At 39.1% G+C, this 16,471-nt stretch carries 13 protein-coding genes, 1 tRNA gene and 1 riboswitch; of the genes, 8 read left to right on the plus strand and 6 right to left on the minus strand.

Annotated elements, in window-relative coordinates; all coding sequences use genetic code 11:
• Nucleotides 1–368: 368 nt before the first annotated feature.
• The 3 genes from panF to KQI49_RS08120 form a co-directional block, all read right to left on the minus strand.
• Complete coding sequence (panF, locus tag KQI49_RS08110) at nt 369–1,814, minus strand: sodium/pantothenate symporter (protein ID WP_216487886.1); 1,446 nt, start codon at nt 1,812–1,814, stop codon at nt 369–371.
• Complete coding sequence (locus tag KQI49_RS08115; protein WP_216487888.1) at nt 1,811–2,089, minus strand: YhdT family protein; 279 nt, start codon at nt 2,087–2,089, stop codon at nt 1,811–1,813. Before KQI49_RS08115 ends, panF begins: the two co-directional genes overlap by 4 nt.
• Nucleotides 2,090–2,472: 383 nt before the next feature.
• A complete protein-coding gene (locus KQI49_RS08120; RefSeq protein ID WP_216487890.1) occupies nt 2,473–3,966 on the minus strand; it encodes a peptide MFS transporter in 1,494 nt (497 codons plus the stop codon).
• Nucleotides 3,967–4,175: 209 nt separating this feature from the next.
• On the opposite strand from KQI49_RS08120, the gene KQI49_RS08125 reads away from it, so the two are divergent.
• Nucleotides 4,176–4,248, plus strand: a tRNA-Ala gene (locus KQI49_RS08125).
• Between the two features lie 109 nt (nt 4,249–4,357).
• Here the strand turns inward: KQI49_RS08125 and KQI49_RS08130 are convergent.
• The 3 genes from KQI49_RS08130 to KQI49_RS08140 all read right to left on the minus strand — a co-directional run bounded on the left by KQI49_RS08130 (nt 4,358) and on the right by KQI49_RS08140 (nt 6,981).
• Nucleotides 4,358–5,062, minus strand: a complete 705-nt coding sequence (locus KQI49_RS08130; RefSeq protein ID WP_216487891.1) for an SDR family oxidoreductase — start codon at nt 5,060–5,062, stop codon at nt 4,358–4,360.
• Between the two features lie 139 nt (nt 5,063–5,201).
• The gene (locus KQI49_RS08135) at nt 5,202–6,368 is read right to left on the minus strand and encodes an MFS transporter (RefSeq protein ID WP_216487892.1); all 1,167 of its coding nucleotides are present in this window, start codon (nt 6,366–6,368) and stop codon (nt 5,202–5,204) included.
• Nucleotides 6,369–6,429: 61 nt separating this feature from the next.
• Entirely contained in the window at nt 6,430–6,981 is a 552-nt protein-coding gene (locus KQI49_RS08140) for a TetR/AcrR family transcriptional regulator (protein ID WP_216487894.1), read from the minus strand.
• A gap of 343 nt (nt 6,982–7,324) precedes the next feature.
• Between KQI49_RS08140 and fabF the strand changes: the two genes are divergently transcribed.
• The 7 genes from fabF (at nt 7,325) to thiW (ending at nt 16,440) form a co-directional block, all read left to right on the plus strand.
• Complete coding sequence (gene fabF / locus KQI49_RS08145) at nt 7,325–8,560, plus strand: beta-ketoacyl-ACP synthase II (protein ID WP_216487896.1); 1,236 nt, start codon at nt 7,325–7,327, stop codon at nt 8,558–8,560.
• A 33-nt stretch (nt 8,561–8,593) separates the two neighbouring features.
• On the plus strand, nt 8,594–10,315 hold the full coding sequence (locus tag KQI49_RS08150; protein ID WP_253286733.1) for a class I adenylate-forming enzyme family protein: 1,722 nt from the start codon (nt 8,594–8,596) through the stop codon (nt 10,313–10,315).
• 61 nt (nt 10,316–10,376) lie between these two features.
• A complete protein-coding gene (locus KQI49_RS08155; RefSeq protein WP_216487898.1) occupies nt 10,377–10,850 on the plus strand; it encodes an acyl-CoA thioesterase in 474 nt (157 codons plus the stop codon).
• A gap of 232 nt (nt 10,851–11,082) precedes the next feature.
• Nucleotides 11,083–11,364 carry a hypothetical protein gene (locus KQI49_RS08160; RefSeq protein WP_216487900.1) on the plus strand — a complete coding sequence of 94 codons (282 nt, stop codon included), beginning with the start codon at nt 11,083–11,085 and terminating at the stop codon, nt 11,362–11,364.
• A gap of 319 nt (nt 11,365–11,683) precedes the next feature.
• On the plus strand, nt 11,684–15,016 hold the full coding sequence (locus KQI49_RS08165; protein ID WP_216488131.1) for a S8 family peptidase: 3,333 nt from the start codon (nt 11,684–11,686) through the stop codon (nt 15,014–15,016).
• Between the two features lie 174 nt (nt 15,017–15,190).
• Nucleotides 15,191–15,610, plus strand: coding sequence for a hypothetical protein (locus KQI49_RS08170; RefSeq protein ID WP_216487902.1), 420 nt, complete (start codon nt 15,191–15,193; stop codon nt 15,608–15,610).
• 144 nt (nt 15,611–15,754) lie between these two features.
• A riboswitch (TPP riboswitch) is annotated at nt 15,755–15,868 on the plus strand.
• A gap of 74 nt (nt 15,869–15,942) precedes the next feature.
• Nucleotides 15,943–16,440, plus strand: a complete 498-nt coding sequence (gene thiW, locus KQI49_RS08175; protein WP_216487907.1) for an energy coupling factor transporter S component ThiW — start codon at nt 15,943–15,945, stop codon at nt 16,438–16,440.
• Nucleotides 16,441–16,471: the final 31 nt, after the last annotated feature.

The following is a 16,471-nucleotide window of genomic DNA, read 5'->3' on the forward strand; positions in this document are numbered from 1 at the left end:
AAAAACAACATAGTGACTCTATTAGACAAAGTTTCGTTTATAATTATGCTTAATACGCGGGATTAGTCCGTCATAACATCTTGTAATCCTTTTTTAGCGGAGGAAAAAACACGGAGACTCCAGCGGGAGAAAAAGCCTAGGTGAGACCCCGCAAGAGCGACAGCTCGAGGAGGCTCAGCAGCACCCGCGGAAAGCGTAGTGTTTATTTCCGTAGCGTGGTCTAGCACTTACCCATCATTAAAGATATGAGAAAATCCTATACCTAGTTACTACGCTTTATATATCAACTGTACAATAATAAAGATTTTGTGAACTTGATAATCCCGGTTTTCTTATGGTTGGTTCATTAGCGAAAGTTGAAATATTAATTAAGTTAATTTCCCGGGATGGTCAATCCGTTGATGTGTTGCTAAGCTCACGAGCACATAGGCAAAAAAGGCTATCACTACTGGTAGGACAACTGAGTGCAGTCCAAATGGCTCGGGATAAAACGTATCAGACAAAACATATAACCCGACTCCAGCCACGATTGATGCCAAGGCTCCATATTTATTCCCTTTTCTCCAGTATAACCCCATAACAATTGGCCAAATAAAGGCTGCTTCCAGACCACCGAATGCAAATAAGTTCAGCCAAATAATTAGATCTGGTGGGTTTAACGCGAGTAAGAAAACAATGACTCCAAGAAATGCTGTTACACCAATGCTTAAACGCTTGATTTGGTGATGACTTGCGTCGGGCTTCAAATAATTAATATAGACGTCTTTCACTATTGCTGAACTAACTAGTAAAAGCAACGAATCCACTGTTGACATAATCGCTGCCATTGGCGCAGCAAGAACAATACCCGCAAGCCAAGCCGGCATCACTTCAAGAGCAACAAGTGGCATGACTTTATCAGGAACGTCAATTCCTGGCAAAATAGGTCTAGCAAAAACCCCAATTAAATGCATATTCAACATAATAAATCCAACGACAATCGTTCCAATAATTAAAGCGCGATGCATCGATTTAGAACTTTTATAGGACATTGCTCGAACAGCAATTTGCGGAAGCGCTACAACCCCTACCCCAACTAAAATCCAAAATGACGACACAAATTGAGGTGTTAATGTCCCCTCCGCCCCATAAGGTGTGATCAAATTAGGATTTTCCGCAGTTAAATCGGAAATGATATTAGGAATGCCCCCGCCAGCAATAATGACAGCGATTAATAGAATCAAAGTTCCGATAAACATGATCGAACCTTGAATGGCATCTGTAATAGCTACAGCTCGAAAACCACCAATCGTCACATAAACAAGCACAGATATAGCAAAAATAAATAAGGCAGAAATATAAGACATTCCTGTCAATGATTCTATTAATCGTGCGCCACCAATCCACTGGGCAGCCATAGCAGAAAATAAAAAGATAATAATACTAAATGCTGACAACAAGACGACCCACTTCGATTGGTAACGTTCTTTTAAAAAATCTACCATTGTTACCGCTTTAAATTTTCGCGTAACAATAGCAAACTTTTTCCCAAGGACCATTAAGATAAAATAACCTGTTGCAACCTGTGTCATGGAAAGCAATACCCAAGCAAGTCCCTCATTATATGCAGCTCCAGGTCCTCCTAAAAAACTACTCGCACTTCCATAAGTAGCTGTCATGGTCATCGCTAAGACAAAGCCGCCTAAGCTGCGTTCACCAAGAAAGTACTCTTCTAAGAAAGATTTAGATGAGGCAACATATTTACTCGCCCAAAATCCAATAACAAAGATAACTATTAAAAATACTATAAGAGGTATTAGTGCTTCCCAATTCATGTGTCATCCCTCTTTTCTTCCTCATCAAAAGAGACTTCTACAAAAAATAATTTAACAACTACTGTGACCAAGATTGACATCACGACAAACCCTAAAACACAACTATAAAAAAACCATGCAGGCAAACCAAAGATGTATGTATACTCTGATGGATCACGACTGCCTAACCCATAGGCAAAACCATACCACCAGATGAAGTTGAAAATCACTAGTCCAACGCCAATCAAAGCTTCCCGATTAGCTATATGAAACCGACTATCTTCTTCCGGCCACATAAAGCACTCTCCTTCCTACTTCATAACTATATGTATTAATATAGCTTATATAGCAAGTAAATGTAAATACTAGAAAGCTTTCAATTGATCATTTTTAAAATAAAAGAGGTTGGGACAAAACTAAGTATTAGTAATTAAAAGACGAACAATTTTAAGCGAGCGTTATTCGCTTCGGAAAAATACTTCGCTTTCCGCAGGCGCTGATGAGCCTCCTCGAGCTACGCTCTGCGGGGTCTCATCTAAGCTTTTCATCCTGCAGGAGTCTACGTATTTTTCCTACGCTGATTTTAAAAGTGTATATTAAAAGAAATATACTTTAATACGTTCGCTTTTACATTAACTAAAATACTTATGTCCCATCCTCTCTATCACAGTAACTTATTTTATCTAACACCTTTCATATAACTTTGAATTTTAGGTGATAGAAGGTATAACATTAATCCAAGTAAAATGGATATCCCACCAATGGCGCCAAAATATATAATTTCTGTTTCAGGTTTATACAATTTTACAATTTGCGCATTAATAGCTTGAGCAGACGCATTTGATAAAAACCAAAGACTCATCGTTTGGGCCGAAAAAGCTTTAGGTGCTAATTTTGTTGTCGCTGATAACCCCACTGGAGATAAACATAATTCCCCAATCACTACAAATAAGAAACTAAAAACAAGCCATATCGGACTTACTAAGGTATCCACACCTCCAAGCATAGCAGGAATGATCATCACTAGAAATGACAGACCTGCAAAAAAGAGTCCATATGAGAACTTTTTCGACGTGGTTGGTTGGCGTTCGCCCATTTTCAACCAAAGTCCAGCAAAAAGGGGTGATAACGTTATAATAAATAAAGGATTTAATGACTGGAACCAAGATGATTGCAGGTTAATTCCAAAAGCACTTAATTGTGTGCGTTTATCCGCATACTCAGCAAGTATGATTGAACCTTGTTCAGCAATCGCCCAAAACATAATTGCTGCAATGAATAATGGAATATACGCTATCAAACGTGACTTTTCATCTTCGTTCGTTTTCGGACTACGGTACATAAAGATAAAGTATAAAGTAGGTATGATGATTCCTAGAATACTAACCAAATATGTGAAGCCGTTAATCGTTAATATGCCTGTTGGAATCGTAATCGCAGCAATAACCGCAATAATGATACCACCAATGACAAATCGGGAGTAAACTTTTTTCTTTTCGTCACCTTGAAGCGGATTCGGAACATATGTCCCGGCAAGCCCCAAATATTTCCCACGAGTGATTAAAAAGATCACCAACCCTAAGAACATTCCTACAGCAGCTGTACCGAAACCTAAATGAAAGTTATACTCTTGACCAAGCGTACCCACGATAAATGGAGCAATAAAGGCTCCCATATTAATACCCATATAAAAAATACTAAAGCCAGAATCACGGCGTAAATCTTGAGGACTATACAGATCCCCTACAACGTTCGACACATTCGGCTTCAATAGTCCAGTTCCAATAACAATCAAGAACATCGAAACAAATAAAGCTATAGCTCCTAATGGCAAGGCTAGAACAATATGCCCTAGCATAATAAGTACACCACCGTAAAACACGGTCTGCTGAGTCCCCAGTAACCTGTCAGCTATCCAACCTCCGATAATACCTGACATATAAACAAGAGATCCATAGATAGCCATAATTGATTTTGCCGTACCATCGTCTATTCCAAGACCACCTGCTGAGACCTCTGTATACATATAAAATAACAATAAAGCTCGCATGCCATAATAAGAAAAACGCTCCCAAAATTCAGTGAAAAATAATGTAAAGAGACCTTTAGGTTGTCCAAAAAAACCTCTTTGCGGCACACTCTTCAAAATTTCTTCTTTGCTGATATTGGCCATGATGTAAAACTTCCTTCCCTAATATTTAGACAATTTATAATTTAAAAGTAGAGATATAGCCATTTTATGATTCATCCCCCCTATCGTCAATGGCGTATAATTTAGTCATACTTTTTAGAATAGTTGCCTTATTTCGATAGTACTATAAAAAAACTTTGCCCTTGCCAAATCAGTTATAAGGTTATATAATATTCTTTGGTAAGTCCTTCGGGGCATTAGCTCAGTTGGGAGAGCGCTTGCGTGGCACGCAAGAGGTCAGCGGTTCAAGCCCGCTATGCTCCATCTACATGAAACGCCTATACATCAATATGTATGGGCGTTTTTACTTGTGGCTTATTATTATTACTGTTAGACCTATTCTACCGAAACTAATTGTTACAAAATAATAGTGTTAAACTGGCCTCACTGTAATTTCATTCACATTCACATGGTCCGGCTGTGTCACAGCATAGATAACTGCTTTTGCAATATCAGCTGGGTCAAGTTTTTTTCGATCAGATTCAAAAGGACTTTTTGAGCTTAATGGAGTTTCCACCATTCCCGGTGAAATGTTGGTGGCCCGTACACCAGTATTGGCGAGTTCTTTTTCTAATCCAGTGGAAATTGCGCGCACGGCAAATTTTGTGGCACAATATACCGTAAGTCTTTCAATAACCTCAAAGCCTGAATCAGAGGCTATATTTACAATGTGTCCACTCTTTCTCTCAAGCATCGCTGGTAAAACTGAATGAATGCCATACAAAACACCTTTAATATTGATATCAATCATTTGATCCCAGTCAGAGACTTCCCCTTCCAAGACTCTACTAGACCCCATCTTCCCAGCATTATTCACATAAACATCTATACTTCCAAAGGCTTCTCTTGCACGTTCTGCTAAAAAATCAACATCTTGTTGCTTTGTCACATCAGTTTGGACACATATTATTTTATCTTTTTCACCAATTTCTGTAACTAAGTTTTCAAGTTTTTCTTTATTTCTTGCTGCAAGGACTACATTGGCACCTGCCTTAGTAAGTTCTTTAGCAATTGCAGTCCCAATACCACTACTAGCTCCAGTAACAATGGCTGTTTTGTTGTTCAATTCGTTTGACATAATATTTTTCCCCCTGTTTATAACTTAACCCGATAATGGGTTACAAAATCCTTTATTCGATTAAAGTGACCATTAAAAGTAATCTAGTTAAACCCAACTGATATTTTAAATTTATCTAGTATTCATTGTGATAAGAATATTAATGTTCATAATTAATTTTATCAACAGGTTTACTTTTGGCTTCTCTTGGGCCAAGCATTATTGAGATAATACCCATAAATCCATAGATAACAAAAGTTGGAGCAAATCCGACAAAGTCAATAATCACACCGGCAAATAAAGAACCGATCACTTGCCCGATTGCCAGAAGTAAAAAGGGTGTTCCAATGCCTAACGAAGCATTCGTCATAAATACTCTAATTCCCCAAACCATTAACAAACCTGTGATAAAGATATATGAAATTCCGAATAATGCAGCCGAAAGATAAGACATAGACCATTGTTCTGGATGCCAAGCAAGCAAGAAACTAGCTGCACTAATGATAAGGCATCCCCACTTGTAGGTAAATGAAAGACCGAATTGTTTAACAAGTCTTCCAGAGAACCCTCCTAATAAACCAAAAATGCCAAGGATAACCCAAAATAGAGGAAGCTGCCAACTACTATAATTACCCGTTGATTTTATAAAATCAATAGCAAAGGTCCAAAATACTGCAGTCGATATTCCGAGCGTGGTGGAACTGATAATTAAAAGTGTGGCACCTCTCACTCCTTTAAAGGATAATTTCCCCATTTTAAAAATGACGTGCTGGTTAGCCTCGGCACGTGGTAACACTTTTGCATTCCATATGAATGCAATCAATCCAATAAAGGCATATATCAAATAAGTGAATCGCCATGATGATGCTAGAAGGATTGCACCGATTCCTGATAGGACAAGGCCAATGCTGGTTCCAGAATTAATCCATGTATTGGCGCTTCCTTGCTTGTCACTTTCAATCCAAAGCGTAATCGCTGTACCATATGGTGGTGATGCAAACCCTGTACTGGCACCAGCTAATAGGACACCAAAGCCTAGCACCCATACATTAGGGGACACTCCCATGATGATTAATCCAACAATCGCGAGAGCCCCAGCGATAAGAACTATGACTCGAGGTCCCTTATCCACTGTCAAAACGGTGGAGAGAACAATAGCAAAGCAATAGGATAAATAAAAAAGAGATGAAATGATGCCAGAAATCGATGGGGACATGGCTAGATCTTGGCTAATATTTGGAAGTAATAAACCATAGCTGAATCTTGCCAGCCCATAAGTAACGGCAATCATCGTAATCCCCGGAAAGACCAACCTTGACATTCTCATGACATTCGTCCTCCCTCTCCATTATATAGAACGACCTTTCTATTCCTTGGTTAAAAAAATATTATATAGAATAAACAATCTTTTTTGCAATATCTTTTGCGTATGCTGTCGCTTCCTTTGGTCCAATTAATGGTGTCATTGAAGTGGCTCCTTCAAGTAATAGCGTAAAATAGTAAGCTAAATCTTGATGGTTTTCCTCATCAATTCGTTTAGCTAGGTCTTGAAAATAACTTAGTAATTTTGATTTATGTGAACGAGCGATATTTTCAATATCATTATTTGTTCCTGCATAATCTTCAATAGCTCGTAAAAACATGTCTCCTTTATATGATTCTTCCTCTAGCCATTTTCCATGTGCTTCGACTGCAACAAGAAACGGTGTATCGTTTTCTCCTTGTACAAAATAATCTAGATATGACCAATATCTTTCTTCTCTTTGCTTTAGAACCTCTTCAACTAAATGTTCTTTAGATGAAAAATGATTATACAGCGTCATGTTTGCGACGTTTGCCTCACTAATAATTTGTTTTAAACCAACGCCTCTGAAGCCATGTTCATAAAATAATCTTTCTGCCGCATTTAAAATATCTTCTTTTTTCTGTGATATATTCATCAATCCTCCAATTATAGATAGAATGACCTTTCTACCCAAGATATCATTTTGTTATTAATGAGTCAATCATTATTTGTCCATTCCAGAGCTTCGCATTCGCACTGCTTTTCACCTAATCATTAAGAGCGGATGACAGGGTTATGAGACTTCAAAAGTGCCCGTGTTTCACTGAAAGTATTTTTAGGATAAAAATCAAAATATAAAAGTTTTCTTCATCTGGATAAGTAGTTAAGATGATGAACCGTCTTATTCATCAAAACGACACTGCCTATTCAGAATCCATGCCAAAAAAGAAGATAACGTGTAAAATAAATACAGTACTCTTTTAAAGGAGGTTGTCAATATGAAACGAAGAGTGGTCGTGACTGGGACAGGCACTGTTTCCCCACTTGGTCATGATACAGAAACACTGTGGGAAAATATTAAGCATGGGAATTCTGGTATAAAGCGGCTAACTTCTGAAGGTTTCAAAGAAATTAACACGCAAATCGCAGGATATATTGAAGACTTTCAAGGTGAAATGTATCTCAATTCTAAAGAAATGAGACGATATGATTTATTTATCCAATATGCTTACGCTGCAGCTGTCCAGGCAATTAACGAATCCCGTGTAAATCTAGAGAAAATAGATAAAGACCGGGCGGGAGTTTATATTGGATCAGGTGCCGGTGGGCTCACAACTATGCTTGACAACTATCAAACTATGCTTAATAAAGGAGCTAAGCGCGTGTCTCCATTCATGCTGCCAGCTTCAATCACCAATATGGCAAGCGGGTTAACTGCAATTAAAACAGGATTTAAAGGACCGAGTTTTTCACCTGCATCTGCTTGTGCAACAAGTAACCATGCCATCGGGGAGGCTTACCACAACATCGCACATGGTTATTCAGATGTTATGCTTGCGGGTGGTACTGAGGCAACGATTACTCCATTTTACTTTGCGGGTTTTTCAAAAATGAGAGCCATGTCTACATATAATGATGATCCTGAAAAAGCATCACAACCTTTCAACAGGGATCGAGATGGGTTCGTGATGTCTGAAGGTGCTGGCGTATTACTACTTGAAGAGTATGAACATGCTAAACGTCGTGGAGCTGAAATTCTAGGTGAAATCATCGGTTATGGAAGTACAACAGATGCCTATCATATTACAGACCCCGCACCCCATGGAGCACAGAAAGCAATGCAACTTGCGATTGAGCGAGCCAATATTCAGCCTGAGGATGTTGATTACATCAATGCTCACGGAACGAGCACTCCAACGGGGGATGTATCTGAAACAAAAGCCATTAAGGACACCTTTGGTAACCACGCCTACAAACTAAAAGTCAGCTCTACCAAATCAATGACTGGTCATTTGTTCGGAGCTGCCGGTGGAGTAGAAAGTATTATTACATTAAAAAGTATGAATGAAAATATTTTTCCACCAACAATCAATTTGCATAATCCTGATCCGGATTGCGACCTTGATTACGTTCCGAATGAAGCAGTGGAAGGAAATATTAATATCGGCTTATCCAATGGATTCGGCTTTGGCGGTCATAATGCCGTCCTTTGTTTTAAAAAATGGAATGAATGAATAGATAGTTAATATTTTAACGAGGTGATTACATTGTCTAAACTTTCATTAGAAAGCATTGAGGATAGACGAAATAACATAGAAAGTCGTTTTTCTGTCTGGTCCCGTGATACTGTAGCCAGACATTTCGAGAAAGCATCTAAAACATATACTGACAAGCCTTTTCTTTACATAAACGGTGAAGAACATCGTTACGGAGACATTTGGGATCAGGCAGTCGACTATGCAAAAAGCTTCATGCAGCTTGGAGTAAAGCGCCGTGATCATATTGCGATTTTAATGGAAAACGATGCGTCATTCCCTTCTTTCATGATTGCTACGTCCATGATTGGGGCTGTATTTATTCCCATTAATTCCATGCTTACTAAAGAAGAAATAGAATATATTTTAACTCAGTCAGACACAAAGTATTTAATTTTACAGGAAAAGGTTAAAGATAAACAGCATGGAAAAGCTGTGAAAGAACTTTTGTCCACTCCTTCTTTCCAGAAACAAAGTAACCTTGAGGAAGTTATCTCTTTTGACACCGAGGTAAAGGAACTAGTAGATGAGCAATTCCTGACTTGGGAGACCTTCTTAAAAGGAGCAGAGGCAGTTTCCGATTCTGAATTGAACGCACGCTGGGAGCTATCTCGTTATCCCTATGAAGTCGCCATTATTATGTATACATCAGGCTCCACCGGTAGTCCAAAAGGGGTGATGCTGACTGATGACATGCTCCTCAGGTGTGCATATGGTACCGTCTTAAGCAGGGCGATTGAAGAAGGTAGAGTGACATTTGCACCACTGCCATTCTATCATTGCTTTGCGATTGTAGAAGCAATATTAGCTATGTCATTTGTCGGTGGTTGCGTGATTTCCGCGTTAGGCGCATCCCCACTAAAATCACTAGAACTCATGGAGAAATATAAAGCAAATGATTATCTCTGCGTGCCGTCCACCCTCATGCCTTTATTGAATCATCCGAGGGTAGAGGAATTTGATTTATCTAATCTTTTTGCAATGTGGTGCGGAGCCGCTGCAGCTCCCGTGTCAGTCTGGCAAAAAGCGATTGACGTCCTCGGAGTAACCGAAATGATCACCGGATACGGTCAAACAGAAGTCGTCTCATCTGGAGTAACAACGGAAATTGGTGATCCATTAGAACGTATCTCTTCCCGGGTCGGCCGACCTAAATTAAATGGTGTGAGCGGGCTGCCTGAGTTTAACGGTAGTAGTGTGCAATATAAAACAATCGACCGTGACACTTATGAAGATTTACCAGAGGGCGAGGTTGGCGAGCTTGTTGTTAGAGGCGCCACGGTAACACACGGCTATTATAAAAAACCTGAGGAAACGTCAAAAGTCATTGATAAAGACGGCTGGTTAAGGACAGGGGATGTCGGTCGAATTGATGAAAATGGATATATTCAAATGTTAGGCAGAAGTAAAGAGATGTATAAAGTGTCCGGAGAACTTGTTTCACCAAGAGAAGTTGAAATTATCATTTCTCATCATCCGGCAGTTGAAGAAGTGCAAGTCATCGGAGTGAATGATAAGATGACCACGGAAATTGGAGCAGCTTTCATCGAAGTAAAAGAAGATAAAAGCTTAAAACGAAAAGACGTCATCGACTGGTGTGCCGAACGATTAGCCAAGTTTAAAATCCCGAGACACGTCTGGATGGTCGAGTCCTCAGACTGGCCCATGACAAGCACGGGCAAAGTTCAGAAGTTTCGTTTGAAAAAAATTGCTGAGGAGCGGCTCATGAAATAATGAATTCTCAACCATTAATTAGCTTTTTCACTGAAACTAAACAAGAAAGGAGATAGTCATATTGACAGCAGCATGGCATCAAACAAATTACCGCGTCCCTTATAAGGACACAGACCGTATGGGAGTTGTCCATCACGGAAATTACATCAACTGGTTTGAAGTAGCTCGCACCGAATGCATGCGTCATTACGGAGTCGCCTACAGCGATGTGGAAAACAAGGGCTTATTACTTCCAGTCCTCAATGTTGAATGCAATTACAAAAAGTCAGCGACGTTTGACGACTGTATCGCAATTTATACAAAAATTGCTGATTATTCACCTATCAAACTAACATTTACTTACGAGGCAAGAAAAATAACGGAAGATGATTTTGCAAAAAGCCATAATAAAATTGTCACTGATCCAACAGGTGAACTTATTACAACTGGCATCACGAAGCATATGTGGGTCAATAAAGACTTTAAACCAACCCGACTCCATCGGACTGCACCTGAATTTTATAGGGTTCTGGAAAGGTTTGGAGAGAAAAAATAAAAGATTCGCATTATAAATTTCAACTTTTTTGGCTGGAACTTTACTGGCAATGATGAACCTCTTATTATTAACCTGAACGATCATTCGATTTCTTAAAAGAATTCGAAAGTTCGTTCGGGTTTTTTTATTGCAATTTTAATCCGAAAAATTGTTTTTCTACTTATATCTAGCAGCAAACCTATCACCTCTTAACTCAACTCGCGATGACCTTTTTTAACATGATGTAAAAAGTATGTTACCAATAAACAAAATTTCCATGCAGACAGCAGCACTATTCTTGTTTTTCATAAAAATTTTCTCTGATATTGAATCGGGACATAAGGCACGTATAACGGAAAGTTTTCCAGTACTTTTTATCCATCAAATCTTCTTTGATATAAATGATACTATGAAAAATCAAGAGGTATGGGAGAGGCAAAACTTAATAGATATATCTATGGTCAAATCGATTCATTTTTCTTTCATTTTATCGAGAAATGATTTTCAGCTTTTCAATGAAGGACGGTTTATATAACTTAGTAAAACCTCTATGACGAATCTCACAGCCTATTTTAAGTTTTGTCCTCAGGTCGATAGAATTGGCAGAACAATAGGTAAAATTGTTTATTTTGCAATACCTGAATTTTATTCGACGAAATCCGACACATTTAAGTTATCTTTTATTCTATAGTTTAGTTAGCACCATGAAGGGATAGACAACCATTTCACTTCATTAAGAAAGGAGGCCTTTTAGGAACTTTCTATTTTAATTAAATTATTAAGGGAGGACTAGCATATTGAGTTATAACAAAAAACGATTTGCAAAGTTATTTAGCATATTCGCAACAATTCTGATGGTCTTTTCGTTATTTGCTCCAACATTAAGTGCTGAATCCTTATCAGTATCAGTTGGAAAAAATGATAATAACGGAAAACTACATGAATCAGCAGTTGATTCTAATAAACTTGCCAAACAAAAAGTAAGCGATCGTTTAGTGAATCAATTTAAAGATAATGATTCCGTAACATTTTTAGTGAAATTTGAAGAAAAGGCAGATACGACAAAAGCGGCCAATGAAGCTAGGAAAGCAGCTGAATCCAAGCAACTTTCTTCACACAAAGCAGAGCTTAGTCAAAGATCTGCTGTCATCTCAGAATTAAAATCCGTTTCAATTGAATCTCAGGCTAACGTAAAGGAATTTTTGGAAGAACAAGTTGAAAATGGAACGGTAGAGGACTTTCATTCTTACCACATTGTTAATGGAATGGCTGTCACAGCACCTAAAGAAATCGCTGAGAAGATAGCTAGTTTTTCTGAAGTAGAAAAGATTCTACCAAACGAAGAACGTACATTAAATGAAACAGTCACTATTAAAGAGGAAGCACCAAAAGCGAGTTTACAAGATGACGATATTGAGTGGAACGTCAATCAAGTTAATGCGCCAGATGCATGGGCATTGGGCGTTGACGGATCTGGTACGGTAGTGGCGAGCTTAGACACAGGTGTTCAGTGGGACCATCCTGCATTAAAAGAACAATACCGTGGATATGATGCTGAAACGGGTGTTGTAGAGCATGAATACAGCTTCTACGATGCTACTTCTGATAATTACGACGAACCAGCTGATGATAACGGCCATGGAACACATGTAACTGGTACCATGGTTGGACATGAAACAGATGAATCCAATCAAGTCGGTGTTGCCCCAGGTGCAAAATGGATTGCTGCAAGAGTTTTTGATGCTAGTGGTAATGCTATGGATGCGGATTTACTTGATGCTGCAGAATGGATTCTAGCTCCTGGTGATCGTGCTGACATGGCACCAGATGTTGTTAACAACTCTTGGGGTGGCGGTCCAGGCCTTGATGAGTGGTACCGTGATGCTGTTCAAGCATGGAGAGATGCTCAAATTTTCCCGGAATTCGCGGCTGGTAACACAGATTTATTTAATCCGGGTGGACCTGGATCAGTTGCAGCTCCAGCTAATTACCCTGAATCATTCGCTGTTGGTGCAACAGATAAAAACGATGACTTAGCAGACTTTTCCTTACAAGGACCTTCACCATATGATGAAATAAAACCAGAAATTGCAGCTCCGGGTGTTAATATTCGTTCTGCTGTACCTGGTGATGGATACGGATCAATGAGTGGAACATCAATGGCTAGTCCAGCTGTTACAGGAATAGCTGCACTACTTCGTCAAGTTAATGCTGATATTAATGTTGATGACATGGAAGAAATACTCATGAATACAGCTAAACCTTTAACAGATAGTGAGTTTGAGGAGTCTCCAAATAATGGCTATGGACATGGATTAATTGACGCTCAAGCTGCTGTCTCGTCGATACTAGACGGTGTTGGATCGATTGATGGAACAGTCACTGATTCTAGTGATAACTTACCATTAAGTGCAAAAGTTAGTGTACTTGAAACAGGTAGCTCAACTAATACAAATGCTGAAGATGGAAGCTACTCTATCATGAGTTCAGAGGGTACGTTCAATGTCAAAGCAGAAACATATGGATATGAATCAGCTGAACAAGAAGTTTCAGTAGAAGTAGATGAAACAACAGAAGCAAATTTCGAATTAGACGAACTTGCTCAATCTACAGTTTCAGGAACGGTTACAGATGAAGCAACAGGTGACCCAATTGCTGGAGCAACCCTTCTTCTTGTAGAAGATGCTAACATTGACCCTGTTGAAACAGATGAAGATGGAAACTTCTCTCTGACGGCTTATGAAGATTCCTACACATTAAAAGTTATGGCTAAAAATTACCACAGTACAGAAGTAGAAGTTGATCTAAATGAGGATGTCGACTTAAACATCGAGTTAGAGCCATTCTATACAGTACCTGGTGGAGAAATAGCATATGATGACGGCGTTGCAGATAACGCTCGTGCCTTTTATGATGCAGGTAATAGCTGGGCTGTTAAGATGTCCCTTCCTGAAGGCAAAGAAAAAGCAGTCGTAACAGATGGTGTATTCAAGTTCTGGAATCCTGAATTCCCAGTACCAGGCGGAACAGACTTTGCGGTTGAAGTATGGGATGCAGGCGATGATGGTCTACCTGGTGAAAAACTAGCAGGACCTGTCGATGCTGAAGCAATCCGCGATGAAACAGATTGGACAGTCGTTGATCTATCAGATCACAATATCATCGTTGACGGAGATTTCTTCATGGTTTATGTGCAAACTGCACCTAATACAGGCGCCCCTGGTTTAGCTACAGATGAAACAAGCCCGAATGCGGAAAGAAGTTACCAAGGAGTTGGCGGTTCATGGGAGCCCTCTCCAGCAAATGAAGGAAACTACATGATCCGTGCTCGTGTAGCTTATGAAGTCGAAGAACCAGTCATTACTTCACCTTCCGATGGATTGATTACAAATGAAACAGACGTTACTGTTGAAGGTAATGCATCTGAGGGCACAACTATCGAACTATTGAAGAATGGTGAAGCGGTTGAATCAGATGAAGTTGGTGATGACGGTGCCTTTTCATTTGAACAGGAATTAGATGAAGGAGAAAATGAGTTTGAAGCTGTTACGAAGGTCGATGGTGCTGCAACAGGGGAATCTGACCCGGTTGTTGTCACACTTGATACTGAAGCACCTGAATTAACAATTGATAACCCAGTTGATGGTGACAAAACTAATCGCGAAACAGCTACAGTTGAAGGAACCGTACAAGATGAACATCTAGATTACGTTGAAGTTAATGGACAAGATGCAGATGTTGACGAAGACGGGAAGTTTTCTAAGCGCATCTTATTAGATAACGGTGAGAACACTATTGAAGTTGTTGCAGCTGACGAAGCTGGTAATACAACAACGGAAACTGTGACTCTTGACGTTAAATATGATGCTCCTGAAATTGATAACTTAACTCCAACTGAAGATAAAAGTCTTAATGCCGGAGAAAGTGTCATGATTGAATTTGATAGTGAGCCTGGAACTCGCGCAACATTCGTTGTTCATATGCCACTAACAAATGCAGGTCTTACGCAAAATCCTACAGAACTACCTATGATGGAAATGGAAGACGGCCATTATGTAGGATACTGGACAGCTACGAATAACGCCTATGCAGAAGGCGCGGTTATCGAAGTCATTGCAGAAGATGCTTACGGTAACAAAACACGCGAACAAGCAGACGGTAAATTATTCATAAATGTAGAAGATTAATAGTTTAAATTAAGAGGCCGAACTCTTTTATAGAGTCCGGCCTTTTTTATTCAACTCTTACACACCCTTCGAGCCCCTTTAAGTATATTTTATAAAAATTGACGTCTGTCAAAGCAAAGTTTTCTCTTCTAACAGATAATGAAGAAAAAGCAGGTACTAGGAGGGTGAATCAAAATGAGAAAATACATTTATTTAATTTTAATATTCGTATATGCCTTTATTCCTTTATTCGTTATGAGTGATCAAATTGTCAATAAAAATTTTGATGAAACACTTAATATTTCTTCACATGAGATCTCAAAATTAACCATGGATACGCCGAGCAATCGGCATTATAAAAGCACTACAAATAAGAAGGAAATCAAACGCATTACTGATTATTTTAATTGTGTAACATATGAGCGTATGTTAGCTGACCGTACTGGCTACATGCCTGATCGTGCTTCAATTATATATTTAGATGGTAACGGCCACACGAATTTTATTGTGCCTTACAAAAAAGAAGTGATGATCAACCATAAACTTTACAAAGTGAAAAATGGCGAAATTGAAGGCAAATTTTTAAAGTCCTTTTATGACTCTCTAGGTGATTAATTTACTAAACATAAGCACTCATTCTTTTATCTTCCAGCAAATCTTTTCTTCTCACGTCTCCCTTCTCTTGAACTATCATTTTAATCTGATTAACATGACAAAACCCTTTTCTTCTGATATGGTGAAAGTAACAACTGAATAATAAGTAACTACTAGGGGTGCCCAATATGCGGGCTGAGAGGAAAGCGCAACAAGCTTTCTGACTCTTACGGACCTGATCTGGTTAATACCAGCGGAGGGAAGTAGTCGGAGAAAATATATATAATAGTCCGAGCCAGGTCCCGTCCGTAGACCTGGCTCTTTTTATTATTATAAGGAGGTAAATAAACAATATGAATCGAACCCGTTTACTTACCCTAATGGCAGTATTTGTAGCTATTGGGACATTAGGCTCACAATTTCTATGGTTTCCTGCAGGAATAGCTAAAGCCTACCCTGTTCAACATGCCGTCAATGTGATGGCCGCAGTAATGCTCGGCCCCGGACCCGCTGTAGGCATTGCATTTATGATTGGATTGCTTCGTAATTTACTTGGCATTGGCTCATTGTTAGCTTTTCCAGGTGGTATGATCGGTGCTTTTCTAGCAGGATATCTTTATAAAAAGTTTCGTAGGGATGGATGGGCAGCTTTTGGAGAAGTGGTGGGTACTGGGATACTCGCTTCATTATTCTCCGTACCTTTTGCCAAGTTATTGATGGGAAGTTCTTTCGGTGCACTTTTCTTCATGCCGTCATTTCTCGTCAGTAGTATCTCAGGCGCAGCGATAGGATGGTTGATCGTCGGCAGAGTTAAACAAGCCGCTCAAGTACCACGTATGTCAACAAAGTAATTTTTTTGAAAATCTATCTATTATTTTATAT

The organism is Virgibacillus sp. MSJ-26, assembly GCF_018918075.1.
Lineage (GTDB): Bacteria > Bacillota > Bacilli > Bacillales > Amphibacillaceae > MSJ-26.